Source organism: Halobacillus sp. Nhm2S1, assembly GCF_019599545.1.
GTDB lineage: Bacteria > Bacillota > Bacilli > Bacillales > Halobacillaceae > Halobacillus.
The window spans coordinates 418,714-443,747 of the sequence record NZ_JAIEZV010000003.1 but is presented as its reverse complement, the minus strand read 5'-3'; the positions used below and the strand labels follow the sequence as shown (position 1 = coordinate 443,747).

At 43.1% G+C, this 25,034-nt stretch carries 22 protein-coding genes, 1 other RNA gene and 1 other annotated feature; of the genes, 20 read left to right on the top strand and 3 right to left on the bottom strand.

The features are described from left to right. Positions 1-35: 35 nt before the first annotated feature. A complete protein-coding gene (locus K2225_RS14130) occupies positions 36-2,240 on the top strand; it encodes a RelA/SpoT family protein (RefSeq protein WP_220585318.1) in 2,205 nt (734 codons plus the stop codon). A gap of 20 nt (positions 2,241-2,260) precedes the next feature. Beyond that, positions 2,261-2,707, top strand: a complete 447-nt coding sequence (gene dtd, locus K2225_RS14125) for a D-aminoacyl-tRNA deacylase (protein ID WP_220585317.1) — start codon at positions 2,261-2,263, stop codon at positions 2,705-2,707. A gap of 67 nt (positions 2,708-2,774) precedes the next feature. On the opposite strand, the gene K2225_RS14120 is transcribed toward dtd, so the two are convergent. Next, complete coding sequence (locus tag K2225_RS14120) at positions 2,775-4,283, bottom strand: N-acetylmuramoyl-L-alanine amidase family protein (protein ID WP_220585316.1); 1,509 nt, start codon at positions 4,281-4,283, stop codon at positions 2,775-2,777. Between the two features lie 160 nt (positions 4,284-4,443). Next, positions 4,444-4,661 (top strand) — a binding site (T-box leader). 70 nt (positions 4,662-4,731) lie between these two features. On the opposite strand from K2225_RS14120, the gene hisS reads away from it, so the two are divergent. From hisS to ssrS, 3 genes are all read left to right on the top strand, one after another. Further along, positions 4,732-6,012, top strand: a complete 1,281-nt coding sequence (gene hisS, locus K2225_RS14115) for a histidine--tRNA ligase (protein ID WP_220585315.1) — start codon at positions 4,732-4,734, stop codon at positions 6,010-6,012. Between the two features lies 1 nt (position 6,013). Next, on the top strand, positions 6,014-7,795 hold the full coding sequence (gene aspS / locus K2225_RS14110; protein WP_220585314.1) for an aspartate--tRNA ligase: 1,782 nt from the start codon (positions 6,014-6,016) through the stop codon (positions 7,793-7,795). 66 nt (positions 7,796-7,861) lie between these two features. Next, positions 7,862-8,054, top strand: a non-coding RNA gene (ssrS, locus tag K2225_RS14105) — 6S RNA. A gap of 76 nt (positions 8,055-8,130) precedes the next feature. Here the strand turns inward: ssrS and K2225_RS14100 are convergent. Next, positions 8,131-8,787 (bottom strand): RsfA family transcriptional regulator, encoded by a 657-nt coding sequence (locus tag K2225_RS14100; protein WP_220585313.1) that lies wholly within the window; start codon positions 8,785-8,787, stop codon positions 8,131-8,133. 83 nt (positions 8,788-8,870) lie between these two features. Next, on the bottom strand, positions 8,871-10,148 hold the full coding sequence (locus K2225_RS14095; RefSeq protein WP_220585312.1) for a replication-associated recombination protein A: 1,278 nt from the start codon (positions 10,146-10,148) through the stop codon (positions 8,871-8,873). Positions 10,149-10,266: 118 nt separating this feature from the next. Between K2225_RS14095 and K2225_RS14090 the strand changes: the two genes are divergently transcribed. The 15 genes from K2225_RS14090 (at position 10,267) to K2225_RS14020 (ending at position 24,999) form a co-directional block, all read left to right on the top strand. After that, entirely contained in the window at positions 10,267-10,950 is a 684-nt protein-coding gene (locus K2225_RS14090; RefSeq protein WP_220585311.1) for a YczE/YyaS/YitT family protein, read from the top strand. After that, entirely contained in the window at positions 10,904-11,323 is a 420-nt protein-coding gene (gene cymR / locus K2225_RS14085) for a cysteine metabolism transcriptional regulator CymR (protein ID WP_146812759.1), read from the top strand. The genes K2225_RS14090 and cymR overlap by 47 nt, the downstream gene beginning before the upstream one ends. Before the next feature lie 17 nt (positions 11,324-11,340). Further along, positions 11,341-12,480 (top strand): cysteine desulfurase family protein, encoded by a 1,140-nt coding sequence (locus K2225_RS14080; protein WP_220585310.1) that lies wholly within the window; start codon positions 11,341-11,343, stop codon positions 12,478-12,480. Between the two features lie 18 nt (positions 12,481-12,498). Then, positions 12,499-13,611, top strand: coding sequence for a tRNA 2-thiouridine(34) synthase MnmA (mnmA, locus tag K2225_RS14075; protein WP_146812761.1), 1,113 nt, complete (start codon positions 12,499-12,501; stop codon positions 13,609-13,611). A gap of 163 nt (positions 13,612-13,774) precedes the next feature. Next, positions 13,775-14,434 (top strand): tetratricopeptide repeat protein, encoded by a 660-nt coding sequence (locus tag K2225_RS14070; protein ID WP_220585309.1) that lies wholly within the window; start codon positions 13,775-13,777, stop codon positions 14,432-14,434. A gap of 15 nt (positions 14,435-14,449) precedes the next feature. Continuing rightward, positions 14,450-16,777 carry an SF1B family DNA helicase RecD2 gene (gene recD2, locus K2225_RS14065; RefSeq protein WP_220585308.1) on the top strand — a complete coding sequence of 776 codons (2,328 nt, stop codon included), beginning with the start codon at positions 14,450-14,452 and terminating at the stop codon, positions 16,775-16,777. An 11-nt stretch (positions 16,778-16,788) separates the two neighbouring features. Further along, the gene (locus tag K2225_RS14060) at positions 16,789-17,601 is read left to right on the top strand and encodes a TIM barrel protein (protein WP_220585307.1); all 813 of its coding nucleotides are present in this window, start codon (positions 16,789-16,791) and stop codon (positions 17,599-17,601) included. A gap of 55 nt (positions 17,602-17,656) precedes the next feature. Beyond that, the gene (locus tag K2225_RS14055; protein WP_089652618.1) at positions 17,657-17,833 is read left to right on the top strand and encodes a hypothetical protein; all 177 of its coding nucleotides are present in this window, start codon (positions 17,657-17,659) and stop codon (positions 17,831-17,833) included. A gap of 6 nt (positions 17,834-17,839) precedes the next feature. Then, complete coding sequence (locus tag K2225_RS14050; RefSeq protein ID WP_220585306.1) at positions 17,840-18,907, top strand: AI-2E family transporter; 1,068 nt, start codon at positions 17,840-17,842, stop codon at positions 18,905-18,907. Between the two features lie 344 nt (positions 18,908-19,251). Beyond that, positions 19,252-21,888 carry an alanine--tRNA ligase gene (gene alaS / locus K2225_RS14045; protein ID WP_220585305.1) on the top strand — a complete coding sequence of 879 codons (2,637 nt, stop codon included), beginning with the start codon at positions 19,252-19,254 and terminating at the stop codon, positions 21,886-21,888. Between the two features lie 63 nt (positions 21,889-21,951). Beyond that, positions 21,952-22,224 (top strand): IreB family regulatory phosphoprotein, encoded by a 273-nt coding sequence (locus tag K2225_RS14040; protein WP_115822523.1) that lies wholly within the window; start codon positions 21,952-21,954, stop codon positions 22,222-22,224. Beyond that, a complete protein-coding gene (gene ruvX, locus K2225_RS14035) occupies positions 22,221-22,637 on the top strand; it encodes a Holliday junction resolvase RuvX (protein WP_220585304.1) in 417 nt (138 codons plus the stop codon). Before K2225_RS14040 ends, ruvX begins: the two co-directional genes overlap by 4 nt. Before the next feature lie 14 nt (positions 22,638-22,651). Next, a complete protein-coding gene (locus tag K2225_RS14030; RefSeq protein WP_089652614.1) occupies positions 22,652-22,936 on the top strand; it encodes a DUF1292 domain-containing protein in 285 nt (94 codons plus the stop codon). Between the two features lie 194 nt (positions 22,937-23,130). Further along, positions 23,131-24,255, top strand: a complete 1,125-nt coding sequence (gene mltG, locus K2225_RS14025) for an endolytic transglycosylase MltG (RefSeq protein ID WP_220585303.1) — start codon at positions 23,131-23,133, stop codon at positions 24,253-24,255. A 108-nt stretch (positions 24,256-24,363) separates the two neighbouring features. After that, positions 24,364-24,999: an O-methyltransferase gene (locus tag K2225_RS14020; protein ID WP_220585302.1), complete on the top strand. Its 636-nt coding sequence runs from the start codon at positions 24,364-24,366 to the stop codon at positions 24,997-24,999. The last annotated feature ends 35 nt before the right edge of the window (positions 25,000-25,034 follow it).

Below are 25,034 nucleotides of genomic sequence, written 5' to 3'. Positions count from 1 at the left end.
TATTTTGAAAGTTCTAAAGAAACTAGGGTGATTGAATGGCGAAAGATACAGTTCTAACTGCGGAAGAAGTCATAGAACAAGCGAGTCAGTATTTGAACGAGTCAGATCTGGCGTTTATTCGTCGTGCTTATGAATTTGCTGAAAAGGCTCATAGCAACCAGTTCCGAAAGTCGGGAGAACCTTACATTATCCATCCCATTCAAGTAGCAGGTATTCTTGTGAACTTAGAGATGGATCCTGAGACGATTGCAGGTGGTTTTCTTCATGATGTCGTTGAGGATACCGATGTATCACTAAAAGAGATCGAAGAAGCCTTTAACGAAGAAGTTTCCATGCTGGTTGATGGTGTAACGAAGTTAGGTAAGATCAAATATAAATCCAAAGAAGCTCAGCAGGCAGAGAACCATCGTAAAATGTTTGTCGCTATGGCAAAAGATATGCGCGTCATTTTAATTAAGCTTGCAGACAGGCTTCATAACATGCGTACCTTGAAGCATCTTCCAGCTGAAAAACAGCGCCGGATCTCAAATGAAACGCTGGAGATATTTGCACCTCTGGCTCATCGACTGGGTATTTCCACAATTAAATGGGAGCTGGAAGATACAGCCCTTCGGTATTTAAATCCTCAGCAATACTACAGGATTGTTCATTTGATGAAGCAGAAGAGGAATGAGCGGGAGCACTATATTGAGGAAGTCATTGAGGAGATTCGAGCTCAATTAAAAGAAGTCAACATTGATGCGGATTTATTTGGACGGCCGAAGCACCTGTACAGTATCTACCGGAAGATGGTTCTTCAAAATAAGCAGTTCAACGAAATTTATGACTTGTTAGCCGTTAGAATCACAGTCAACAGTATCAAAGATTGTTATGCCGTACTCGGAATCATACACACGTGTTGGAAACCGATGCCCGGTCGCTTTAAAGACTATATAGCCATGCCGAAGCCGAATCTATATCAATCGCTTCATACAACGGTGATCGGACCTAAAGGAGACCCTCTTGAGGTCCAAATCCGTACACACGAAATGCATGAAATTGCGGAATATGGAATTGCTGCTCATTGGGCTTATAAAGAAGGAAAGCAGACATCGGCAGAACAATCGTTTGAAGAGAAGCTTACATGGTTCCGTGAAATTCTAGAATGGCAGAGTGAAACACATGATGCCGAAGAGTTCATGGAATCCCTTAAAGTGGATTTGTTTTCAGATATGGTCTATGTTTTCACACCAAAAGGAGACGTGATCGAGCTTCCTTCTGGTTCAGTACCCGTGGATTTCGCCTATCGAATCCATACCGAAGTTGGAAATCAAACGATTGGTGCAAAAGTGAATGGAAAGATGGAGCCTCTGGATTATGAATTGAAAACCGGAGACATTGTCGATATCATGACATCTAAACATGCCTATGGACCTTCCAAAGACTGGATAAAGCTTGCACAGACATCACAGGCGAAGAACAAGATCAAACAATTCTTCAAGAAACAGCAAAAAGATGAGAACATCTCTAAAGGGAAAGAACTTGTCGAGCGCGAAATTCGTAATTTTGGTATTCAACCGAAAGATGTGTACACGACAGATAACCTGAATCGTGTTTCTGAGAAATTCAATTTTGCAAACGAAGAGGACATGTTTGCAGCTGTAGGCTACCAGGGAATTACAGCTGCTCAAATTGCTACTCGATTAACAGAGAAAATCAGGAAGCAGAAGCAGCAGGAACAAGACCTGGAACAGACGCTTGCGGATGTGAGTACAACTGAAATCAAAACGCCGGCTAAAACAGGTAAAAAAGATTCAGGAGTACGAGTGGAAGGGGTGGACAATCTTCTTGTCCGTCTATCCAAGTGTTGCAATCCAGTACCTGGAGATGAAATTGTCGGTTATATTACAAAAGGACGAGGAGTGTCTGTCCATAGAAGTGACTGCCCTAATGTCCATACCGAAGAAGCACAGACACGTCTGTTACCTGTTAAATGGGAGACATCCGTCACAGATTCCAAGCAATATCATGTAGACCTTGAAATTTGGGGATATGATCGACGCGGTCTTCTTAATGAAGTACTTCAAGCGGTCAATGAAACAAAGACGAACATTACCGCAGTATCAGGGAAGTCAGATCGAAACAAAATGGCGACCATTCATATTACCATTTTGATACAGAATACGAGCCATTTACGTAAGATTGTTGAACGAATCAAGCAAATTCAGGAAGTGTACACGGTTCGTCGTGTTATGCAATAGAAGTTAAAGGGGAATCTACGATGAAAGCAGTGGTTCAAAGAGCCGTAAACGCCTCTGTCACCGTTAAGGAAGAGTCCGTAGGTAGCATTGACCAGGGCCTTGTCGTATTATTAGGTGTCACCCATGAGGATACGGAAGAAGATGCACGTTATTTAGCTAAAAAGATTCCATATTTGCGGATTTTCGAAGATCAAGATGGGAAAATGAATCATTCCCTGGTGGATTTAGGGGGGCAGATGTTGTCTATTTCCCAATTCACTCTATATGGCGACTGCCGTAAAGGGCGCCGTCCGAACTTCATGCAGGCAGCAAAGCCTGACCAAGCTGAACAGTTGTATGAATCCTTTAATCAGATGGTGGAGCATGAAGGGGTTAAAGTGGAAACAGGCCAATTTGGAGCCATGATGGATGTTCAACTGACCAATTCAGGACCTGTGACATTAATTCTTGACAGTAAAGAACGATAAAAAAAGCTGTACTCAATTCGAGTACAGCTTTTTTTAATTCTTATGAAGGTCTCTTGAACCATCATTGCTAGTTGAAGTAATGGATTAAACCTTCTGTGATTCCTTGGCTGGCTTTCGTCTGGTAGGAACGTGTTTTTACGGTTTGTTCTTCTCTTGCATCAGATAGAAAGCCAAGTTCTAATAGGACTGCCGGCTTATTATTTTCCCTGATGACATGGAAGTTCCCTTTTTTCGTTCCCCGATCCCTCAATCCTGTGTGTGCAACGATTGAGGCCTGCAAGGAATCTGCCAATGCCTTGTCTTTAGAAGAGTAATAGTAACTATTAAGTCCACTGGCAATGACATTCACTGGTGCTGCATTGTAATGCAGACTAATGAAAGCATCTGCATTGGATCGGTTCGAATGGAATGAACGGATGGAAAGGGAGATGTATTCATCATTCGTCCTCGTCATCAGCACTTTAGCCCCGTTGCTTTCAAGTTGACTTTTAAGAATAAAAGCCGTATTCAGCGTCAGTGTCTTTTCGTAGCTTCCACTTCTTCCAACTGCTCCGGGATCGCGTCCACCGTGTCCAGCATCAATCATGATGGTTTTCCCTTTAAGGGAATTTGAAGTTGGCGGGGCCGTGGAGACACTTTCTTGATTAACCTCTTCTACAATCCATCCTGCCACGTAAGCTGTTTTACTGTTATATGAGATTTTATACCATTGCCCCTCCTTGCTAATGATTTCAAATCGGTCACCCTTGTGGCCACGGCCGACAATTTTGTAATTAGTAGATGGGCCTGATCTTAAGTTCGTGCCGTTATAGTTTAAAGATACATAGGTATTTTTCGAAGTAGGGGTGTTTGTTTGGTTATTGTCTGTTTCATTTACAAGCCAACCGGCTACCCAACCTGTCTTTCCGCTGCTGTATTTAATTTGATACCAGCGGTCTTTCTTCGCTATGTATTCATAGGTTTCCCCTTTACGTATTGTCGTAAGGATTCGACCTCTAGTAGAGTTTTCACTTCTGACATTGAGAACGGCTGTTCCAACTTTCACTGTTCCCTTGACGGTTGATGACTGATCCTCATCTGCTTTCTTTTCTTTCGGAGGTTCATGAGTTTCTCTATTTTCTCTCGTCAGATAGTCCCCATGCACCCAGCCTTTCGTATTTCCTTTTTGTACATAAACCCATTTCCCGTCTTTTTTCTTTGGCTCTACTACATCGCCTTTCATCAAGTAGCCTTCAATTTTCCCATCTAAATTCGGTGCGGATCGAATTCTTAGATAATCATACTTGGAAGAATAGCTTCCACCTGTGGCTTGTTCCGTTTTTACTTTTGTCAGCCATTTGGCGACCCATCCATCCTTACCGCTTCGCTTAATCTTGAGCCAATTGTCTTTCTCTTCCAATATTTTGTACGTTTCCCCTGTATGGACTTTGCCAATACGGTCGTAATCTGTTCCAGGTCCGGTCCTTACATTCAAGTGATCGACCTGGATGACCGCTTTGTCTGCATACACGGAAGGAGTTTCATAAAAGCTAAGAACTCCTAGAATGAAAATGAAGAAAATAATTCCTTTTTTCAAAAAATATTCCACCTCCTCTATAGTCTCCTTTCACTATTCGACAAATGCTACCAATATCCTGCTCCATTGAAAAAAGATTGATATCATTTATTTGTGGTCATAAACTTGACATAGGGTGAACGGAGATTATATGATTATAATCAATTCTAAAATGATTCGAACAAAACCATTGAGGAAAAAAGTAGTCAGTTTCCATGCGGACAGAGAACGAATGCCTTAGGCTGAAAGCATTCGATCGTTATATTCTGATGAAAGACATTTCTTAGGTTCTACATCGAAATGACAGTAGCTGTAGACGTACACAGGCGTTAACTGTTTTGAGTGGAGGCTTGAACAGCCTCAAATCAGGGTGGCAACGCGGGTAATCCCGTCCCTTTTTCGCAAGCGCGGAAAAGGGACGGGATTTTTTGTGGTAAAAAATGGTTTATTTCGTTAGGAGGAGTTACAAATGAGTATGAATGCCCCTCGTGGTACGCAGGATATTCTGCCTGGTACATCTGAAAAATGGCAGTATGTAGAAGAACAATTAGCTGACCTATGCCGTCGCTATCATTATAAAGAAATCAGAACACCGATTTTTGAACATACCGAGCTTTTCCAACGTGGTGTCGGGGATAGCACAGACATCGTCCAAAAAGAAATGTACACGTTTGAGGATCGAGGAGGAAGAAGCATCACCTTGAGACCTGAGGGAACAGCTTCTGTCGTTCGTTCTTATGTACAGAATAAGGTATATGGTTTACCAAACCAGCCGACCAAATACTTTTACATGGGTCCGATGTTCCGCTATGAACGACCGCAACAAGGAAGAATGAGGCAGTTTGTGCAGTTTGGTATCGAAGCCTTAGGCAGTGATGATCCGGCTATTGATGCAGAAGTACTTTCCCTTGCCTTGAACTCTTACAGAGAATTAGGACTTCAATCGTTGAAACTAGTGGTGAACAGCCTTGGTGACCAGGAAAGCAGGGAAGCACACCGAGCAGCTTTGGTCCGCCACTTCGATCCACACCGTGAGGAACTTTGCGCAGATTGTCAAGTGCGACTCGATCAAAATCCACTTAGAGTCCTGGACTGTAAGAAAGACCGTGAACATCCGGCAATGGAAACAGCTCCTTCCATTCTTGAATACTTGAATGATTATTCTAAGGATTACTTTGAACAAGTCAAACAGTATTTGGATGTGATGGACATCGATTATGTTGTTGATCCAAATCTCGTTCGCGGACTTGATTACTACAACCACACCGCTTTTGAAATCATGAGTGAAGCAGAAGGCTTCGGCGCCATTACTACACTGAGCGGCGGTGGTCGTTATACAGGGTTAGTACAAGAAGTGGGCGGTCCTGAAACATCAGGCATCGGCTTTGCCATGAGTATTGAGCGCTTGTTGATGGCTTTAGAAGCAGAAAACGTAGAACTTCCTACGGATGAAGGATTAGATGTATTTTTTGTTTCCCTGGGCGATGAGGCGAATCGTACAGCTGTAAAGTTAACAGACGAATTACGCCGTGCTGGTATTCAAGTCGACAAGGATTACTTAGGGAAGAAAATGAAAGCTCAGTTTAAAGCAGCTGATCGTCTTGGCAGTAAATTTGTCCTTGTCCTTGGTGATCAGGAACTTGAAAATGGGGTCATTAATGTTAAAAACATGGCATCAGGCGAGCAGCAAGAGGTGGCTCTTGATAGCATCATCGAGCATATGAAGAATGAACTGACAGGAGGCAAATAAAATGGAAAGAACGAAATGTGGATCTTTACGCAGAGACCATCTGGAACAAGAAGTCACTCTTAAAGGATGGGTACAAAAACGCCGTGATCTAGGTGGTTTGATTTTTATCGATTTGAGAGATCGTTCAGGCTTAGTACAGGTTGTTTTCAATCCAGAGACTTCCGGAGAAGCGTTAGAAAAGGCTGAGAATGTCCGCAGCGAATATGTCCTTGAGGTGAAAGGGACCGTAGTTGCCCGTGACGACCAAACCGTAAATAACAACCTGGGTACAGGAGAGATTGAAGTAGCTGCAAAAGAGTTGACGATTCTTAACAAAGCAAAGACACCACCGTTTATGATAGAAGATCAATCGGAGGTATCCGAAGATCTTCGTCTTAAGTACCGTTATCTGGATTTGAGAAGAAAAGAAATGCAGGAGACGTTCAAAATGCGTCACCAAACGACCCAGTCGATTCGTAATTTCTTGAATGAAGAAGAATTTCTGGATATGGAAACACCGATGCTGACGAAGAGCACACCTGAAGGAGCCCGTGACTATCTCGTCCCAAGCCGTGTTCATGAAGGTGAATTCTATGCATTGCCTCAATCTCCGCAGCTATTTAAACAGTTGTTGATGATGTCAGGGTTTGAGAAGTATTACCAAATTGTGCGTTGCTTCCGTGATGAAGACTTGAGAGCAGACCGACAGCCTGAGTTTACACAAGTCGATGTTGAAACGTCCTTCATGTCGAAAGAAGAGATCATGGCGATGACAGAACGTATGATGAAACGCGTCATGAAAGAAGTCAAAGGACAGGAAATTGAAACACCTTTCCTACGTATGCCATATGATGAAGCGATGGAACGATACGGATCTGACAAGCCTGATACCCGTTTCGGCCTTGAATTGGTGAATCTTTCCGAAGATGTGAAGGATTCCGGTTTTAAAGTCTTTAGTGGTGCCGTTGCTTCCGGCGGGCAAGTGAGTGCCATCAATGTGGAAGGGAAGGCAGCCGAATTCTCCCGTAAAGACATCGATAAAATGACGGAGGATGTCAAAGTTTATGGAGCTAAAGGATTGGCATGGCTGAAAGTAAAAGACGGGGAATTCAACGGGCCGATTGCCAAATTCTTCTCTGGAGAAGAAGCGGCATCGATAAAAGAAAAGATGGTTGCGAAAGACGGAGACCTTCTTCTCTTTGTAGCAGATCAGACCTCCGTTGTTCATGACAGTTTAGGAGCTTTAAGGCAAAAGCTTGCTCGTCGTTTAGACCTGATTGATGAGACCATGTTTAACTTCCTTTGGGTAACAGACTGGCCGCTATTTGAGTACGATGAAGATGAAGGTCGATATCATGCAGCCCATCACCCGTTCACGATGCCTGCAGGGGGTCATATGGAAGAGCTCAAGAAGAATCCAAAAGACGTCCGTGCAGAAGCCTACGACATCGTCCTCAATGGTTATGAACTTGGTGGAGGTTCGTTGCGTATCTTCGAAAAAGATATGCAGCAGGAAATGTTCGAAGTGCTTGGCTTCACCCAGGAAGAAGCGAATGAACAGTTTGGTTTCCTTCTTGAAGCCCTAGAATATGGTACCCCGCCACATGGCGGAATTGCCTTTGGCCTGGACAGGCTCGTCATGCTTTTAGCCGGCCGGACGAACTTGCGTGACACGATCTTGTTCCCGAAAACAGCATCAGCTCAAGATCCAATGACAAACGCTCCTGGACCTGTTAGTGAATCACAGTTGGATGAACTGCACCTACAGTTAAAAGCATCTAGTCAGTCTGACTCAGATAAATAATGTTGTCGGTTAATTGTTGATTCTGTTTTCGTTATATGCTAAGATTACATTACAAAATTAAAGAGACCAATCCTGATGTGTACGTTGTTCGAATGTACGTTTTGACCGAACATTTTTGAAACGGGAGCCTGGTGTTTTCACATGGAATGCATGCCTCATAACCATCACTGATGGGAGGACGCAAGAAATGTGGAACAGGGCACCCACCTGCCTAGAGCGGGTTCAAAACTCATGATACGACGGCACAATTGGGATTGGTCTTTTTAATTCCTATATTAAATAAGACTCAATACATAAAAAAAAGCGTTTCCCTTCAAGGGAAACGCTTTTTTATATTAGCGCGCAAGGTTTTCAAGATTACCGTTTTTCTCCATACGAAATTGAGGTTTGTAAGCATGCTCAGAATCATCAAACATGACCATTTTTCTAGCACGGTCCATAATTTGAATTAAGGCTTGATAATCTTCAGTCATAGCTTCGAGCTGTCCATTTAATTGTTGATTCTGTTCAAATAATTCTTTATTCTGACGCTCTAGTTCTGAGAGACGGTTTTGAAGAGACCCCGATTGTTTGCTTTCTTGCTTAAGGTTTGTCAAGAATGCAATCACGTCTTCTAAACCAAGCTCCTGATGAGTCTGTTTCTCCTCATGGATTTCCGAAGTAGCGGGCTCTGGTAGTAGGTAGTCTTCTTCTTGTATTTCTGCTTGATACACAACAGGAGCCTGAGGTCTTTGATAGACGGGTTGCTGCTTCGCTTCTTTCCTTTTCTTCTCTTTTCGCTGCTTCTTCGCAAGCTCAACGGCCTGCTCATATTTTTGCCGGACTTCTGCATTCCATCTAAAGCCGCAGGCAGCTGAAGTACGGTTCAAAATATCACCGACTTCATCAAAAGCTTTCAATTGTGTGCTTCCTTCCCTTATATGTCTCAGAACGGTTTCAGCTAATAAAAGATCATCTTCATGAGACCAGGCATCTTGTCTTACTTTAGGCATATTCACCACTCCTAATTTTATCTTTAAAGATAATAGTTTGTCAGATTTAGTAGTAGTGTAGCCAAGAAGATGTGGAAATATACTCAAGTAGACTTTTGCTTTTTGATTTTGCTATAAACCTGTTCAAGGGCTTGTTCGAATTTACCCGTCCGTTTCGGTTCATAGTATTGCCGTGTACGTATGAGGTCAGGAAGGTATTGCTGGTCCACCCATGCATTATCATAATTATGAGGATACTTGTAATCCAGACCTCTTCCTAGTTTTTCTGCTCCTTTGTAATGAGAGTCTTTCAGATGTTGAGGAACTTCTCCGCTTTTTCCATTCCTTATATCAGACAGAGCAGCATCAAGTGCTTTGTACGCACTGTTGGATTTCGGCGAGAGAGCGAGTTCCGTCACAGCCACCGCTAATGGGATGCGTGCTTCAGGAAATCCGATTCTTTCTGCTGCTTCCACCGCGGACAGGGCTCTAGGGCCTGCTTGAGGGTTGGCTAGACCAATATCTTCGTATGCAATGACTACTAATCTTCTAGCGATACTATCAAGGTCCCCAGCTTCGATTAATCGGCCCAAATAATGAAGGGAAGCGTCGACATCACTGCCACGAATTGATTTTTGAAATGCTGAGAGGACATCATAGTGAGCATCTCCATCTTTATCATGTGAGAAACTTTTCTTCTGCATACATTCTTCGGCAACCTCTAAGTTGATCTCTACACGCCCATTTTCATCAGCAGGTGTAGAAAAAGCGGCTAGTTCCAACCCATTCAAAGCGGCGCGCAGATCGCCATTGGAAGATTGAGCAAAATGATCAAGAGCCTCATCCGTGATTTCGATGTTCATGTGACCAAGTCCCTTTTCCTGATCTTCCAACGCTCTGGAAATGGCCTGTTTGACGTGATAGCTCTCTAATCGAAATAGCTCAAACAAATGACAGCGGCTTCGAATCGCGGGATTGATGGAATGGTAGGGATTACTTGTTGTACAACCAATCATGGTCAAACGGTTGCTTTCCAGGTGAGGAAGAAGGAAGTCCTGCTTTGCTTTATCCAGGCGGTGGACTTCATCAAGGATTAACACAAGCTGCCCGTGCATTTTTGCTTCTTCAACGGCAATTTCCATGTCTTTCTTCTTATCTGTGACCGCATTCAGTGTCTTATGAGGGATATTCAGACTTTTGGCAAGGGCCGTCGCCATCGAAGTTTTGCCTGTACCTGGTGGTCCGAATAAAATCATCGATGCCAAGCGTTCAGCCTTGATCATACGGTTGATGGTTTTTCCTTCGCCGACGAGGTGGGACTGTCCGATGATTTCATCTATATTAGCTGGTCGCAATCGAAAAGCAAGTGGTTGCTGACTCATAGAACATTCTCCTTTTGACAGTTATGAATGTAAGCGTAGAATGATTCTTAGGAAAATGCAAGGGACTTGCCATTCATGCTATAATAGCGTTTGGTATAATAGAGAGAGGAAGATGGCCATGACTTATTTACAAAGGAAAAACCGCGAAAACTTCATTCGCTGGAGCTTTTTCTTTATTGGTTTAGTCATCCTGGGCCTCGGTATTTCAATGACGATGCAGGTGAAAGAGTTTGGAATTGGACCATGGGATGTGTTTCATTATGGGCTGTTCCTAAAACTTGGGCTCACCGTAGGAACCTGGTCGATTATCGCAGGATTGCTGATTGTTCTAACGAGTTCGGTTTTACAAAAGAGGTGGCCGCAGGTTGGGACAATCTTAAATATGGTCCTCATCGGTGTTTTTATTGATTTCTTTAATTGGCTATTGCCAGAACCTGAAACATTGATTATGCAATTGTTTATTTTTATATCAGGAACGTTTGTCATTGCTCTGGGAATTGGTGTGTATGTTGCACCTGAAATTGGAGCAGGACCGCGAGATAGTCTCATGTTATTGATTACAAAGGCAACAGGATGGAAAGTGTCGAGTGTTAGAAATGGAATTGAAATCATCGTAGCCGTTTTAGGCTTTGCCCTTGGAGGCCCTGTAGGAGCAGGGACAGTATTTATTGCTCTGTTTCTAGGTACATTCGTTGGATATACCTTACCTCAGGCCAAAACATGGCTACAGTTTTTAATAATGAAGGGTGACATGTATGAAGATATCTACCAAAGGCCGTTACGGGCTAACCATCATGATTGAACTGGCAAGGAAGTATGGAGACGGGCCTATTTCCTTGAAACAGATTGCCAGGGACAATGATTTGTCTGAACATTACCTGGAGCAACTGATTGCTCCATTGCGAAATGCAAGTCTAGTGAAAAGTGTGCGGGGTGCCTATGGAGGCTACATGCTGACAAAAGCTCCTCATGAGATTACAGCAGGAGATGTGATCCGTGTATTAGAAGGACCGATCACCCCTGTTGAAGGTATTGAAAATGAAGAGCCTGCCAAGCAAGCGTTGTGGAAGAGAGTCAGAGATGCGGTGAAAGATGTCCTTGATACCACGACTCTTGAAGACTTGAAAGATCATGTCGATGATCAGACTCAGGATGCTTATATGTTTTATATATAATGGTTGGAGGTGGAAAGATGAAATCAATTTATTTGGACCATGCAGCGACTTCACCTGTCCATCCCAAAGTGATTGAAGAAATGATGCCTGTTTACAAAGATGTATATGGTAATCCGTCAAGTGTTCATCAGTTTGGGAGGAAAGCCCGTCGGATCCTGGATGAAGGGCGTGGTAGAATTGCACATGGCCTTGGTGCGAACGAAAAAGAAATTGTTTTTACAAGCGGTGGTACAGAAGCGGATAATCTAGCAATCATTGGTACGGCAAGAGCCAATCGTTCCAAGGGTAAGCATATCATTACCACTTCAATTGAACATCATGCTACATTACATGCAGTCGAATACTTGGAGTCTAATGATTTTGAAGTGACTTATTTACCTGTAAATGCTGGTGGAATCGTAGAAGTGGATGATGTAAAGGCTGCCCTTCGTGAGGATACCATTCTTGTGTCCATCATGATGGTTAATAATGAAACGGGAGCGATTCAGCCGATTGAAGAAATAGCCGCTTTGTTAAAGGAACACCAGGCTTATTTTCATTCTGATATCGTCCAGGCCTACGGTCTGATGAATGTGGATGTTTCACAACTGGGAGTCGATTTAATGGCGGTTTCCGGTCATAAGATTAATGGCCCCAAAGGCATAGGCTTTTTGTATATCCGTGAAGGCACAGTGATGGAATCTCTCCAATATGGGGGAGAACAGGAGAGAAAAAGACGAGCAGGTACAGAAAACATTCCAGCCGTTCAAGGGCTGAAGACAGCTGTTGAAATTATGGAAGCTGAGCGTTCGACATATAAAGAAAAATACCTTCATTATAAGCAGCTCTTTCTTCAAACCTTGGAGGACGAGAATATTTCATTTGAAGTGAATGGGTCCCATGAAAAAACGATAGAATCCATTGTAAACATCAGTTTTCCTGGAATGAACGTGGAAACTCTGCTTACCAATTTTGATTTATCCGGCATCGCTGCCTCCAGTGGAAGTGCTTGTACGGCAGGGTCTGTAGAGCCTTCACACGTTCTTTCAGCAATGTTTGGTTCCGACCATCCAAAAACGACAAATTCGATACGGTTCAGTTTTGGACTCGCAAATAATGAAGAAGATATAACAGAAGCAGCAAGGAGAGTCAGCCAAATTATTAAACGGCTGGCTTGATAAAGGAAGGTGAAAGGAATGAAAGATCCTAAAGATACACGCGTAGTTGTTGGTATGAGTGGCGGGGTGGATTCATCTGTCGCAGCTCTTCTTTTGAAAGAACAAGGCTATGATGTCGTAGGTATATTTATGAAAAACTGGGATGATACCGATGAAAATGGTGTTTGTACTGCTACGGAAGATTATGAAGACGTCATCCGGGTCTGCAACCAGTTGGATATCCCTTATTTCGCAGTAAATTTCGAGAAACAGTATTGGGATAAAGTGTTTACGTATTTCCTTGATGAGTACAAAAAAGGCCGAACACCAAACCCTGATGTCATGTGTAACAAAGAAATCAAGTTCAAAGCCTTCATGGACCACGCGATGTCCCTTGGCGCAGACTACTTGGCGACGGGCCACTATGCGCAGGTTCGTGAAAATGACGGCACGTACGAAATGCTTCGTGGAGTCGATCATAACAAAGATCAAACCTACTTCTTGAATCAACTATCACAGGAAGTACTTGCTAAAGTTATGTTTCCACTAGGTCATCTTGAGAAAAAAGAAGTGCGTGCCATTGCGGAAGAACATGGTCTTGCTACAGCGAAGAAGAAAGATTCTACAGGAATTTGCTTTATCGGGGAGCGTAATTTCAAGGAATTCCTAAGTGAGTATTTACCTGCACAACCGGGGAATATGGAAACACTTGATGGTGAAGTGAAAGGGAAGCATGACGGGTTGATGTACTACACCTTAGGTCAGCGTCAAGGATTAGGGATTGGAGGCGCTGGAGACCCATGGTTTGTCGTAGGTAAGAATGTGAAGGATAACATTCTCTACGTGGGACAGGGCTTCCATCATGATGCTCTGTATTCTGACGGTCTCATCGCTTCTGAAGCGAGTTGGACAAAAGGAGACGTTCCGACTGAGTCCTTCAAATGTACCGCTAAATTCCGTTACCGACAAGAAGATAGTGGAGTGACGGTCTACCCTATGGAGGATGGAACGTGGAAAGTCATGTTTGACGAACCAGAACGTGCTATTACTCCAGGACAGGCGGTTGTCTTTTATGATGGAGAAGTTTGCCTCGGCGGGGCGACAATCGATGTCGTGCTCAAACAGGATGAAGCGATCACTTATGTAGGATAGAATGAAAAAGTCATGTCCGTATCTTTTGGACATGACTTTTTTATGAGTATATCGGCATGTCGACTTTCCATACGAGAGGAATAAGCAAAGAAACGCTGTTAGAAATGTAGTAGATGGTATGAGAGTGTCGATCGAGGAGAATATGGAAAGGAGAATTTTGAGAATGGATAAACTGAAGCAAGGAATTGAACAGATGCAAAACCATAATTATGAGGAGGCAGCGAAGCTATTTACGGAGGCCATTGATGAGAACCCAAAAGAGCCTGTCGGGTATATCAATTTCGGTAATTTGCTGACACATATGAATGACCATGAAAGAGCAGCACGCTTCTTTCATCGGGCCATCGAATTGGATGATACGGCCGCAACGGCCTACTATGGTTTGGGAAATGTTTATTATGAGCAGGAAAAGTATACGAGGGCGCAGGAACAGTTCATCCAGGCGATTCAGCAAGGATTGGATGAAGCAGATGTTCACTTTATGTTAGGTATGACATTTATTCATCAAGAATATGTGAAGCTTGCTTTACCTTATCTTTTGAGAGCATCCGAACTTGCCCCGGAAGATGTTGATGTCCAATTCCAATATGGCCTGTGCCTGGCTCAAAATGGACAGATTGATCAAGCTGAACAAGTGATGAACCATGTGCTACAATTAGAAGAACAACATAGTGATGCGCATTACAACCTTGGTGTGGTAGCTCTCCATCAGGAGAACGCCCAAAAAGCCCTGGAGCACTTTTCTAAGGCATTAGAAATCAATCCGGAGCATATGCTGGCAGCTCACGCCAAAGGGCAAGTGGAGCAAGCTTTAAACGAGTAGAGGAGTTCGATGGTCATGACTCAACAATCGCTCTTTCAAGAATCGAATGAAGAACGGCCATACGTCAAAGGGGAACTGAGTCGGATGATTTTTCACAATGAATCCGAGCATTTTTCGATTGCTTCCATTCATGTGAAGGAAACGAATGAAGCTTTCGAGGAAAAGTCCCTCGTAATTAAGGGACATTTTTCTCCTTTGGAGGAAGGCGAAACCTATATGTTTTATGGGGAATTTCAAAACCATAAAAAATTCGGTCTGCAGTATGAAGTAGACATGTACAATCGTGTCCTTCCGGAAACGAAAGATGGAATCATCCTCTACTTGTCTAGTGACCTTTTTCACGGCATCGGAAAGAAGACGGCCGAACGGATCGTTGATGAGTTAGGAGAACAAGCGATATCACGAATATTGGAAAACCGAGATGTATTGGATGCTGTTCCAAAGCTGCCTAAAGAGAAAGCAGATCAATTGTATGCGGCTTTGAAAGAGCATCAAGGGTTCGAGCATGTCATGATCCACTTATCCCAATATGGATTTGGCTTGAAGCTGGCGCAAAAAATTTACGAAGCCTTTAAAGATCAAACGATGGCCATTATTGAAGAGGATCCGTACCAACTTGTCTTCCATGTAGATGGATTCGGTTTTCATAGAGCGGATGAAATGGCAAAGATGCAGAACCTTTCGCATGATCATCCGACAAGGATTCGGGCAGCATGCTTGTATATGATGCAAAAAAGCATGAGTGCTGGACATGTCTATCTGCCGACAGAAGAGTGTCTTGTTCAGGTTGAACAGCTGTTAAATCAGGGTTCCGAGCCTGCTATTACTTTCGAACAGCTATCTGAGCAAATGATCCACCTCGGTGAAGAACGATTTGTGTATATTGAAGAGGAACGGATCTACCTGCCCACTCTATATTTTGCCGAAAATGGCTTTTGCAGTCATGTAGATCGTATTCAAGAAAAAGAGGTCGATGTAACGCATACACAAGCAGACTTGATGAAAATTATTGGAGACCTGGAAGAAGAGGAAGCGATGAGTTATGGAGAAGATCAGTTCGCAGCCATTGAAAAAGCCCTTCATTCCAAGTTGATGATTCTAACAGGTGGACCGGGCACGGGGAAAACAACAGTCATCAAAGGAATCATTCATACGTATGCAGAATTGAACGATTTTTCAATCCATCCGGAAGATTATGATAGTGATAAACCTTTTCCATTCGTCCTTGCGGCACCTACAGGGAGAGCGGCTAAAAGGATGACCGAATCGACAGGGCTGCCGGCAAGCACGATCCACCGTTTGCTTGGTTGGGATGGACATGATTCCTTTGAACGCAACCAGAACAATCCACTAGAAGGAAGCTTGTTAATCATCGATGAATTTTCGATGGTCGATATCTGGCTCGCTAATCAGTTGTTCCGTGCCATACCTGATGATATGCAGGTCTTGCTTGTGGGAGATGAAGACCAATTGCCATCTGTAGGACCTGGACAAGTGCTTGCTGACCTCTTGGCTTCTGGAACGCTTCCTTCTGTGAAGTTGACAGAAGTCTATCGTCAAAAGGAAGGTTCGAAAATCATCCAGCTGGCTCATGAAATAAAAAAGGATGCTTGTACTTCTGCCTCCCTTGAAAAGGATCATGATTTTAACTTTATCCCAGCAAGAGAACACCAGTTAAGTGATCTCGTCACCAACATTGTTCAAAAAGCGTTGGACAAGGGGAATGAATTGAAAGATATCCAAGTACTTGCGCCGATGTACCGTACAGATGTAGGGATTCATAAGTTGAATGAAAGCATCCAGCAGACGGTTAATCCGAAAAGTAAGCAAAAACGGGATTTGAGACACTTCGATGTTATTTATCGAAAAGGGGATAAGGTCATCCAATTGGTGAATCAGCCCGAGGATGGTGTTTACAATGGAGATATCGGTGAGATCGTAGCGATTTTCCGTGCGGAAGAAAATGTCGACGGCGTTGAGCAGGTAGTCGTTGATTTTGAAGGAAAAGAAGTCGTCTATCCAAAAAAAGACTTAAACAGCATCATGCACGCCTATTGTACATCGATCCATAAATCTCAGGGCAGTGAGTTTTCCATCGTTATTCTACCAATCGTAAGAAGCTATCGAAGAATGTTGAGAAAGAATCTAATCTATACGGCTATTACAAGATCCAAACAGTCTCTTATCATTTGCGGTGACCCGGCGGCTTTTCTTGACGGCGTGGGAACGACCGATACGAATACGAGATATACCAGATTGAAAGAGAAACTACAGGAAGAAACAGCCCCTGAAGTGGACACATCAGAAGAGGAAGAACAGTTGTCACCATATGATTTTATGTAGGAGGGAACGTTTTGGCTCATTCTATTGGGATGTCTGGAAGTACCATCTTGTCAAATCGTGATCGGCTTCCAGAGCTGTTTAATAAAGGATTGCCTCATGTTGAAATAGGAGAGTTTGGGGACAGAGATTCCTATCTCTCCTTTTTGAGTTTAGCCAGAGAGAACAAGGTGAGTTTTGGTATTCATGTTCCTCACTTCAGAGAAAACAGCAAGTATGACCTACTAGAAGAAGTGAAAATGGAACCCACCCACGCAAGGGAGTTGTTTGTAAAGGAAGTGCAAGAAGCGTCTCGATCAGGGGCTTCCTATGTCCTTGTTCATTTTCCTTACTTTAAAGGTGAGGCGGAGTTTACGCACAAAAAGATAGAGGAAGGATTGCAGTTTTTACATCACTTACAGGAGTTGTATGACATTCCGATTGTGTGTGAACCAAAACTCGGGCAAAATAAATCACCTGCAGGCATTCAGTACTTGTATGATTTTCCTATGAAACTTTGGGAAGAATATGGTCTGAGTATTTGTATCGATATCGGCGATTATAGGATTGCAGTGAGAGACAAGTGGAGAGAATATATCGAGCCGCTTCTTCCATTTACAAAAGTCGTACATATGCATAACGTCCGGTTCACTGATGAAGGGTATATTTGGACACCCATTCACCCGGATTTTAGAAAACAAGGCACGGCTTTTGATATGACGCCTTGTATAGAGCTTCTGGCTAAAGGCAGGGATAAATATTTCATACTCGAGCACACCCCGCACACAAACCCTTCTGAAAAAGCTGTTGATGAAGGGATCGAATGGGTTACCCAACAACTCAAGTAATGTATGAATCTCATGATCGTGGACATACTATTTGGTAAAAAAAGGAGTATGTCCGATGAGATGTCCGAACTGTAATAATAAGAACCTCGGGAAGATCGGCAACGAACAATATTATTGTTGGAATTGTTGCCTTGAATTAACGATTGAAGATGGGAAAATGAATATCAACCAAATTGAGGAAGATGGCAGTTTAAGTTCTTTGAATGATATATTTTATCAACAAGGATCTTGATGATTCATGAGTGATCGCTCCTCTAAATGGTTGCGGAGATTCACCATCTTTTTTATTATCCTACTTTCTCTCTTATTGTTAGCCTGGTTGTTCCCCTACTATGACGGTGTCCTCATCGTCATAGGGAAAGTGGTGCTGCCGTTTTTACTTGCGCTCGTATTATCTCTTTTGCTGCATCCACTCGTACACGTAATCGAGGATCTCGGTCCATCTCGTACGATCAGCATCCTTGTGATTTTTGTCGTGTTCTTTTCATTGACAGCCTTTGGGTTATATAAAGGGATTCCACGTTTGCTTGATCAATTGAAGCTTTTAAATGAGCATCTGCCTTACTTAGTAGAGTCGTATCAGGATTGGACAAAACAGCTGTATGCTCAAACTGAGAAATTGCCGGATGGACTGCATCATGAAGTGGATGCGCGTTTTGCAAGTTTTGAAGAGTGGGTGAGCGGAAGAGTGCTCGCCGTGCTAGCTGGCCTCAGTGGTATTTTTAACATGGTTGTTCTCCTTGCTGTTGTGCCTGTCATGACGTTTTATTTTCTCAAAGACTACAAGAGTATAGGAAAGGCATTGGTGTCCATCCTCCCTTCTAAGTGGCATGAGGAATCTAAGAGGTTGGTTAGAGAGTTGAATCACTCCCTGGGAGGCTATATTCGGGGGCAGCTATTGATCAGTCTATTTGTCGGTGTCTTAGCTACTGCAGGTTTCTGGTTAATTGACCTCCCTTACCCTTTAGTCTTAGGGTTGGTTGCTGGTCTGACGAATATTATTCCCTATTTCGGACCTCTTCTTGGAGCAGGCCCTGCGGTCATTGTTGCTCTTACCGTCAGTGTGAATACACTGCTCTTTACATTAGCTGTCATTTTGATTATTCAACTGATTGAAGGTAATCTCCTTTCCCCGTATATCATGGGGAGGAGTATCCATATCCACCCCTTGTTCATCATATTGGCGTTGCTGATCGGTGGAGAAGTAGCCGGCATCCCAGGGCTGATTTTAGCTGTTCCTGTATTGACCTGTGTAAAAGTAGTAGCAGCGGAAATTCGTACAGGAAGGTTAAACATTGACAGATGAACAACAGTTATCTATAATTACGCTTAGCAAAGACTATAAGGACGAAAGAACACAATGAAGGAAAAAGTAGACGACTGGTTCATGAGCAGAGAGATGCGTTCCAAGGCTGAAAAACGCATTGCATGATGGTCGTTGAAAGCTATTCCGGAGTGCGGTTAATTCCCGCCGGGGTCATGCCACGTTACAGGCATTCAAGCTGATAGACGTGGATGTCTATAACCAGGGTGGTACCGCGGAAAAAACCCCGTCCCTGCCGATTTAAAGGCAGGGACGGGGTTTTTTTGTTCCTTCTTCGTCCGGAACGGTCTCTAATACTAGCGATGAAACTGAGGAGGTTATTGAAAATGAAATCATTAACATCAGCGGAAGTCCGTCAAATGTTTCTTGACTTCTTTAAAGAAAAAGGACATAGCGTTGAACCCAGCGCATCACTTGTTCCCCACGAAGATCCTACACTCCTTTGGATCAACAGTGGTGTGGCAACCTTAAAAAAATATTTCGATGGTCGCGTCATTCCTGATAACCCGCGCATCGTCAATGCGCAAAAATCCATTCGTACGAATGATATCGAAAATGTAGGATTTACGGCCAGACACCATACCTTCTTTGAGATGCTTGGTAATTTTTCTATTGGAGATTACTTCAAGCAAGAGGCCATGGAATGGGCGTGGGAATTCCTTACAAGTGATCAGTGGATTGGATTCGACCCAGAAAGGTTATCTGTAACTGTACACCCGGAAGATGATGAAGCTTACCAAATCTGGAAAGATAAAATCGGACTGGATGAAGAGCGCATCATTCGCATCGAAGAGAATTTCTGGGATATCGGAGAGGGACCAAGCGGCCCGAATACAGAAATCTTTTATGACCGTGGAGAGAAATACGGAAATGATTTGAATGATCCAGAATTATATCCAGGTGGGGAAAATGAACGCTATCTGGAAATATGGAACCTTGTTTTCTCCCAGTTCAACCACAACCCGGACGATACCTATACACCACTTCCTAAGAAAAACATTGATACAGGAATGGGACTTGAGCGTATTGTTTGCGTCATTCAAGAAACGGAAACGAACTTTGAGACCGATCTATTCCTTCCAATCATTGAAGCAACGGAAAAAATGGCTGACAAAAACTATGGGGACAGCTTCGATACAGATGCTTCCTTCAAAGTGATTGCAGATCATATGAGAACCGTGACATTTGCTGTCAGTGATGGAGCCCTCCCTTCCAATGAAGGACGTGGTTACGTGTTGCGTCGTCTGCTGCGTAGAGCGGTACGTTTTGCTAAGCAGATTGGAATTGACAAACCGTTCATGTATAAACTAGTGCCCGAAGTTTCTAAAATCATGGTCGACTTCTATCCTGAAGTGAAGGAAAAAGAAGCCTTCATTCAAAACGTCATTCAGACAGAAGAAGCACGTTTCCATGAAACATTGAATGATGGGCTACAGATTCTTTCCACCATCATCAAACAGGAAACCGAGAAAGGAAGCAATGTGTTCCCTGGTACGGAAGTCTTCCGTTTATATGATACGTATGGCTTCCCGAAAGAACTGACAGAAGAATACGTAGCAGAAGCAGGCTTCACTATTGATGAAGAAGGTTTCCAAAACGAAATGCAGAAGCAGCGGGAGCGCGCACGGAGTGCTCGTCAGAAGACCGATTCCATGCAAGTCCAGGATGGAGTATTGGGTGACGTTCATGTCGAAAGTGAATTCATAGGATATGACAGACTTCAAGTGGAAACGGAAATTGTAGAAATGATCAAAGGGAAAGAGTTCAGTGGATATGCCGAAGAGGGCGACACGATTTACCTTTTCTTATCCCAAACTCCTTTCTACGCCGAGAGTGGCGGTCAAATCGCCGATCGCGGTTTTCTGAGAACGGATTCCGCTGTAATCGAGATTACCAATGTCCAAAAAGCACCGAATGGTCAGCATATGCATGAAGCGGTCGTTAAACAAGGTTCTATTGAAAAAGGTGCCACAGTAAAAGCAGAAGTCGATCAAAGTGGACGTTCCTTTATTGTTAAAAACCATACCGCGACACACCTTCTGCACCAAGCATTGAAAGATGTCCTTGGCGAACATGTCAATCAAGCGGGTTCTCTTGTAGCTCCAGACCGCCTGCGCTTTGACTTTTCTCACTTTGGTTCAGTAACGAACGAAGAAATGGAGAGAATCGAGGCCATCGTCAATGAAAAAGTATGGCAGTCTATTCCGGTCTCCATTGAGCTTAATTCCATTGAAGAAGCTAAAGCTAAAGGCGCAATGGCCTTATTCGGTGAGAAATATGGCGACACAGTCAGAGTTGTCCAAGTCGGCGATTACAGCCTTGAGCTCTGTGGAGGTTGTCATGTCATGAACACGGCTGAGATCGGCTTATTCAAGATTATTTCAGAGTCCGGTATTGGCGCTGGCACCAGAAGAATAGAGGCTGTCACAGCTAAGGATGCCTATTTGTATATGAATGGCAAAGAGGCATTGCTGAAAAAAGCCGGGGAGCAGCTGAAGACCAAGCCTGATCAGGTTCCAGAACGAATTGAAGTCCTTCATAAAGAAATGAAAGAACTTCAAAAAGAAAATGAATCGCTAAGTGCAAAATTATCAAACATGGAAGCCTCCAATATTCTGGATGAAGTGGAGGAAGTCAACGGAGTGAAGATTCTTGCTAAGCAAGTAGATGTGAAAGATATGAATGCTCTCAGGACTATGGTTGATGATCTCAAACAGAAACTTGACTCCGGGATGATTCTTCTTGCCGCTCCGAATGGAGATAAAGTTCAATTGATTGCAGGAGTATCGAAGGACTTAGTAGAAAAAGGATATCATGCAGGTCAATTGATTAAAGAAGCAGCGACCCGATGCGGTGGTGGCGGTGGCGGCCGTCCAGACATGGCCCAAGCGGGTGGTAAAGACGCTTCTAAAATTCCAGAAGCACTACAATATGCCAAGGAATATGCAAGTCAAAACGCCTAGTTTTTCCTATAGAAGAATTAGGTATATAATAGAGTAAATACTAAAAAGTGCGAGGTGAATGTAATGAGTTCAATGGATAAAACGATGAGGTTCAACTTCTCTGAAGAACCGTTTGATCAAGATGTCCAATCCGTACTACTATCTGTTTACGGAGCATTACAAGAGAAAGGGTATAATCCGATCAACCAGATTGTCGGATATTTGCTTTCAGGCGACCCTGCATACATTCCTCGTCATCAGGATGCCAGAAACTTGATTCGCAAAATTGAGCGTGATGAGTTGATTGAAGAGCTGGTTAAATCTTACATCAAAGAGAATAAAGAGGGCATTGAATGAAAAAAATAGGGTTGGATGTGGGCGAAAAAACGATTGGCATCGCCATATCGGATGCTTTGGGCTGGACGGCCCAAGGCCTCACCACACTCCGTTGGGACGAGCAGGACTACAATACGGCTAAAGAGCCGCTAAGAGAAGTCATACGTGACCATAACGTGACGGAAGCGGTCGTAGGGTTTCCGAAGAATATGAATGGTACGGTCGGTCCCCGAGGAGAAGCGAGTCAAACTTTCGCCTCATGGCTAGAAGAAGAATTTCATCTCCAAACACACCTTTGGGATGAACGTTTAACAACAATGGCAGCCGAACGCGTGCTGCTGGATGCAGATGTCAGCAGGAAAAAACGGAAAAAAGTCATTGATAAAATGGCCGCTGTCATGATCTTGCAAAGTTATCTGGATTCGAAACAATAAGGAGGACGTTTTATATGGCACTAGAAAAAGAAGAGCGCATCATCATTCCGGATGAAAATGGGGAAGAACATTTATTTGAAGTTCTGTTCACATTCGATGTTGAACAAACAGGACATTCCTACATTGCAGTCGTCCCAGCTGAACAAAAGGATGGGGAAGAAGTAGAAGTCTTCGCCTTCCGTTATGAAGAAAAAGGGAACGAAGAGGATGATCTTGCACTCTTCCAGATCGAATCTGACGATGAATGGGAAATGGTTGAAGAAATGTTGAACACGTTAACAGATGAAGATTTAACATGATTCCCGCGCCTGCAGCAATTCGCTGCAGGCTTTTATTATTCTTCGTTATGCAGCACTTGCTCAAACCTACATTCATTCGTTTATCCCATATAATAAAAACCGGAGAGTCTCGCTCCTTGTAGAAAATTAAGGGAATATGTAGAAAGATTCTTTCACTTTATAGTATAATGAACCGGTGGAAAGGGGGAAGTCCGTTGTCCAATTCTGACTTTAAAAACCAATATAAAAAAAGATTGAAAAATAGAATAGAGGAAGCGAGTACAGTGAGAAAAATAGTGTCCATCATTCTCACGGTCTTGATCGTTGCTCTTTTAATTGGCGGTGTTTCTGGGTACTTTTACGTGAAGTCTGCTCTAGAGCCCGTAGAGCCAGGGAATGATAAACAGATCAATGTCGATATACCTTTGGGGTCTTCAACTTCTTCGATTGCAAGGATTCTTGAAGAGAATGATGTCATCAAAAACGATTTGATCTTTCGTTTTTATACAAAATTTAAGAACGAATCAGGTTTCCAAGCGGGGAATTATCAATTTACCTCTTCCATGACGCTAAATGAAATCATTGAGACGTTGAAAACTGGGAAGCTTGTGAAAGAACCGGTTTATAAAGTGACCGTTCCTGAAGGACGTAATCTTGAGCAGATTGCAGAGGTTTACGCAGAAGACTTACCATTTACAAAAGAAGAATTTATGAAAAAAGTGAATGATGAATCTTATGTAAAAGAAAAAATGTCTGAATATCCTCAGCTACTCACAGAGGATATTTTAAACGAAGACGTCCGCCACCCACTGGAAGGGTATTTGTTTGCTGCGACCTATGACGTGTATGTCGAGGATCCAACCATCGATCAGCTTGTGAAGAAAATGCTGGATAAAACTCAGGCGGTTGTCCTTCCTTATGTGAATCAAATAGGGGACCTTGAGGGGATTGAAAATGTTCATGATCTCGTCACGATGGCATCCCTTCTGGAAAACGAAGCTCGAACAGCAGAAAGCCGTAAAATGATATCCGGCGTGTTTCAGAACCGCCTGGATAAAGATATGAAGCTTCAAACAGATCCGACCGTCCTTTATGCCCACGGTGAGCATAAAGACCGGGTTCTGTATGAAGATCTTGAAATCGAATCGCCATACAACACTTATTATATAACCGGGCTCCCGGTAGGGCCGATTTCAAACTTCAATGAGAACGCTCTACAGGCAGCTGCTGAACCGAAGGATCACGATTATTTCTATTTCTTAGCTGATAGTAGTGGAGAGATTCATTACGCAAGCTCACTGGAAGAACATAACGAACTGAAAAATGAGTATATTAATTAACATGTTTTTAGGAGGAATGCAAAAAGATACTCGCATTCCTTCTTTTTTTTATGTTAAAATAGTGGGGTTGTAAATCGGGTGTAAAATTGATGAGAAGGGTGAAACAGAATGAATCAAGAAGAATATTTACAGTCATTGCTTTCAAAGCCCTCCACAGCTGTGAAGAAAATGGAATCCCAGGCAGAAGAACAACGAGTCCCCATTATGGAACCGTTGGGGATTGATTTTCTTATGCAGCTTCTCAGGATCCAACAACCAAAAAGAATCCTGGAGATTGGTACAGCCATTGGTTATTCAGCCCTACGGATGCTGGAAGCTTGTCCAGGTAGTCAAATAATAACGGTCGAACGTGATGAACAACGATACAAGGATGCCTTGAAAAATATTAAGGATTTGAACGCCGAGGGACAGATTCAAGTCATACATGGAGATGCTCTAGAGGTAGCATCTACCATTGAAAATGAAGGTCCGTTTGATTTATTATTTATCGATGCAGCTAAAGGGAAATATGAACAATTTTTTCATATGTATTCCCCACTGGTATCCGACACAGGCGTCATTATATCTGACAATGTACTATTTAAAGGTTTTGTTGCTGACGATTCAGAAGCAAATCCAAGAATGGCGAAAATCGCTAATAAAATCAGGAGCTTCAATGAATGGCTTGTTCAACATCCTGATTACTATACAACCATCGTCCCGATCGGAGATGGGGTTGCTATTACGAAAAAGAAGGAATCCTAAGAGCAATGATAGATAAGAATGGAATGGATGAAAGG

Coding starts and splice junctions, on each gene's coding strand:
- K2225_RS14130 (WP_220585318.1), top strand. CDS start 36: ATGGCGAAAGATACAGTTCTAACTGCGGAAGAAGTCATAGAACAAGCG.
- dtd (WP_220585317.1), top strand. CDS start 2,261: ATGAAAGCAGTGGTTCAAAGAGCCGTAAACGCCTCTGTCACCGTTAAG.
- hisS (WP_220585315.1), top strand. CDS start 4,732: ATGAGTATGAATGCCCCTCGTGGTACGCAGGATATTCTGCCTGGTACA.
- aspS (WP_220585314.1), top strand. CDS start 6,014: ATGGAAAGAACGAAATGTGGATCTTTACGCAGAGACCATCTGGAACAA.
- K2225_RS14100 (WP_220585313.1), bottom strand. CDS start 8,787: ATGCCTAAAGTAAGACAAGATGCCTGGTCTCATGAAGATGATCTTTTA.
- K2225_RS14095 (WP_220585312.1), bottom strand. CDS start 10,148: ATGAGTCAGCAACCACTTGCTTTTCGATTGCGACCAGCTAATATAGAT.
- K2225_RS14090 (WP_220585311.1), top strand. CDS start 10,267: ATGACTTATTTACAAAGGAAAAACCGCGAAAACTTCATTCGCTGGAGC.
- cymR (WP_146812759.1), top strand. CDS start 10,904: ATGAAGATATCTACCAAAGGCCGTTACGGGCTAACCATCATGATTGAA.
- K2225_RS14080 (WP_220585310.1), top strand. CDS start 11,341: ATGAAATCAATTTATTTGGACCATGCAGCGACTTCACCTGTCCATCCC.
- mnmA (WP_146812761.1), top strand. CDS start 12,499: ATGAAAGATCCTAAAGATACACGCGTAGTTGTTGGTATGAGTGGCGGG.
- K2225_RS14070 (WP_220585309.1), top strand. CDS start 13,775: ATGGATAAACTGAAGCAAGGAATTGAACAGATGCAAAACCATAATTAT.
- recD2 (WP_220585308.1), top strand. CDS start 14,450: ATGACTCAACAATCGCTCTTTCAAGAATCGAATGAAGAACGGCCATAC.
- K2225_RS14055 (WP_089652618.1), top strand. CDS start 17,657: ATGAGATGTCCGAACTGTAATAATAAGAACCTCGGGAAGATCGGCAAC.
- K2225_RS14050 (WP_220585306.1), top strand. CDS start 17,840: ATGAGTGATCGCTCCTCTAAATGGTTGCGGAGATTCACCATCTTTTTT.
- alaS (WP_220585305.1), top strand. CDS start 19,252: ATGAAATCATTAACATCAGCGGAAGTCCGTCAAATGTTTCTTGACTTC.
- K2225_RS14040 (WP_115822523.1), top strand. CDS start 21,952: ATGAGTTCAATGGATAAAACGATGAGGTTCAACTTCTCTGAAGAACCG.
- ruvX (WP_220585304.1), top strand. CDS start 22,221: ATGAAAAAAATAGGGTTGGATGTGGGCGAAAAAACGATTGGCATCGCC.
- K2225_RS14030 (WP_089652614.1), top strand. CDS start 22,652: ATGGCACTAGAAAAAGAAGAGCGCATCATCATTCCGGATGAAAATGGG.
- K2225_RS14020 (WP_220585302.1), top strand. CDS start 24,364: ATGAATCAAGAAGAATATTTACAGTCATTGCTTTCAAAGCCCTCCACA.